This is a genomic window from Nostocoides australiense Ben110, assembly GCF_001050535.1.
Classification (GTDB): domain Bacteria; phylum Actinomycetota; class Actinomycetes; order Actinomycetales; family Dermatophilaceae; genus Nostocoides_A; species Nostocoides_A australiense.
The window spans coordinates 3,941,747-3,944,245 of the sequence record NZ_HG764815.1 but is presented as its reverse complement, the minus strand read 5'-3'; the positions used below and the strand labels follow the sequence as shown (position 1 = coordinate 3,944,245).

Annotated in this window: 3 protein-coding genes and 1 pseudogene; all 4 read left to right on the top strand. The window is 66.8% G+C overall.

Annotation, left to right across the window (positions count from 1 at the left end; all coding sequences use genetic code 11):
* Positions 1 to 552: integrase core domain-containing protein (locus BN11_RS19445; RefSeq protein WP_048700026.1), on the top strand; the 552-nt coding region annotated here is incomplete at its 5' end.
* A gap of 37 nt (positions 553 to 589) precedes the next feature.
* The gene (locus BN11_RS19440; protein ID WP_083433896.1) at positions 590 to 1,513 is read left to right on the top strand and encodes a YVTN family beta-propeller repeat protein; all 924 of its coding nucleotides are present in this window, start codon (positions 590 to 592) and stop codon (positions 1,511 to 1,513) included.
* A 39-nt stretch (positions 1,514 to 1,552) separates the two neighbouring features.
* Positions 1,553 to 2,113: a class I SAM-dependent methyltransferase gene (locus BN11_RS19435; protein ID WP_048700024.1), complete on the top strand. Its 561-nt coding sequence runs from the start codon at positions 1,553 to 1,555 to the stop codon at positions 2,111 to 2,113.
* 97 nt (positions 2,114 to 2,210) lie between these two features.
* Positions 2,211 to 2,499: pseudogene (locus tag BN11_RS24420) on the top strand (IS982 family transposase); the annotation flags it as partial.

The following is a 2,499-nucleotide window of genomic DNA, read 5'->3' as shown; positions in this document are numbered from 1 at the left end:
TCCACCCAGGTCGAGGTGTGCTTCCTCGAGGCACTCTATGAGCAGGGCCTGATGGCCACGGTCCAGGCCCGTGACGCCGAGGCCAGCAAGGTCCTGGTCGCTGCGCTGCGCAGCGGCCAGGCCGACGCGCTCGAGAAGGCCATCGCCGAGACCGAGCAGATACCACTGCTGTTGACCGTCTCGGACAACGGACCCCAGATGAGGTCGCACTCCACCCGCGAGTTCCTCGCCGGGGTGTACATCGCTCAACGCTTCGGCCGTCCCGGCACCCCGACCGACCAGCCCTGGATCGAGTCCCTCTTCGGCCACGCCAAGACCGAGCACCCGCACCTGGAGAAGATCACCGACCCCGGCATACTCGAGGCCGAGCTCACCCTCGTCAAGGACCGCTACAACACCCTGCGCCTGCACGCCGGGATCGGCTACGTCACCCCCGAGGACGAACACCTCGGCCGAGGCGAGCAGATCCGTCAGGCACGACGCGAGGGCATGGCCGCTGCACGCCAGAACCGGATCGACTACCGTCGATCACACCAAGGAAAACAGTCATGACCACCACCGCACCTTGGTTGGGAATTAATCCCGCGGAATGTCTCAAAGACTCAGACACACGTCACAGGTGGCGCCGGATGGTCGCATTTTGTGGGCGGTCAGCGGACACGACTCGGTGGCGGCGATGGTGGACGCGGCGACCCTGGAACTTCATGGGACGGTGGCGACAGGTGCGATGCCTGCGCACGTCGTGGTCAGCCCGGACGGCTCGACCACGTACACGAGCAACGGCGAGGACGACACCGTCACCGCGATCGACACCGAAACCATGACGCCCTCCGCGACGATTCCCGTCGGCGAGGGTCCGCACGGGCTCCGGCCGAGCCCGGACGGTCGATGGGTGGTCGTCGCCAACGTGGCCGGACGCACGCTGAGCGTCATCGACACCGCCCGGAAAAAGACAGTTGCAGACATCGAGGTCGGCGCCGCGCCCGCCCAGGTCGCCTTCTCACCTGACGGCCGCTTCGTCTACGCGTCGTTGAGCGGCGAGGACGCCGTCGCCAAGGTTGACCTGCAGAAGCGGCGGATGGTCGGCAAGGTAGCGGTCGGGGCCGGGCCTATCCAGACCTTCGTCAGCCCCGACGGGCGGCTCCTCCTGGTCGCCAACCAAGGGACCGAGGACGTCCCAGGGACGACGGTCTCGGTGGTCGACACGGAAGCGTTCGAGGTGACTGGGGCCGTGGAGGCCGGGCAAGGCGCACACGGAGTGGTCGTGGACCCCACGGGGCGACACGCCTATGTCACTAACATCTACGGCAACGACGTGTCCGTCATCGATCTTCAGGAACTGAAGGTGGTTGCCAGGATTCCAGTCGGTGAAGCGCCGAACGGGGTCAGCTTCTCCCCCACGGTCGTCGACGAGCAGCCGCCGGTGCAGCTCGAACTGCCGTCCGCCGGAGGCTCACGCGAGGATCCAGGTCATGCGGACGAAGAGGAAGGTCATGGGGACGACGGTCACTGACGTGAGCAATGATGACAGCGGTCGCCAGACGGCGGCGCCGTGAACCTGGTGCACCGGCTCTATTGCCGGTCGACGCGGTGGCGCTGGCGGCTGCGAGACCTGCTGCCATGGGCCACCGACTCCCTGCAACTGGACGGCGCACGGGTGCTCGAGCTGGGCAGTGGGCCCGGGTTGACGACCGACTGGCTTCGTCCGCGCGTGGGCTCCCTCACCGCGGTGGAGTACGACGAGGCAGACGCTGCCGCGCTGAGAGAGCGGGCGCCAGACGTGGAGGTGCACCATGCCGACGCCGCGGAACTGCCCTTGGCGGACGAAGTCTTCGATGCCGTGGTGTGCTTCACGATGCTGCACCACGTGCCGACCAGGGACTTGCAGGACCAGCTGTTCGCCGAGGCCCGGCGGGTGCTGCGGCCCGGTGGAGTCTTCGCCGGTAGCGACAGTCGGTGGGGGCCGCTGTTCGCGGTCGCCCACTGGGGCGACATCCTGCAACTGGTTGACCCAGATGAGCTTCCGGACCGACTGCGGGACACAGGTTTCGAGGCTGTCACGGTCGACTGCAAGCGCGACGTCTTCCGGTTTCACGCCGTCACGCCGCACTAGATGATTGATTCCAAGGTGACTGGTGTGGCGTATGTGACTCGGGGGTGAGGGTGCCCAGACTCGGTGTTGCGAAGCAACTCGAGCTCTGGAGGCTCTCGTGGACACCGATCTGGACACCCTCGCCACCGCACTGTATGTGACCCTTGACGATCTGCTGAAGAGACACCCCGAACTGGCGCCATGGCGACCCGCGGTCGGGATGAAACCGCAGGTCAGCGACGCCGAGTTGGTGACGATGGCGGTGCTGTCAGCGGTCCTGGGATTCGATGACGAAGCCCGCTGGGTGCGGCACGTGCGCGCCAACCTGCGCCACCTCTTCCCCTACGTACCGCACCAACCCGGGTACAACAAGCGGGTCCGCCGGCTCGGCCCGACGATGCTGGCGG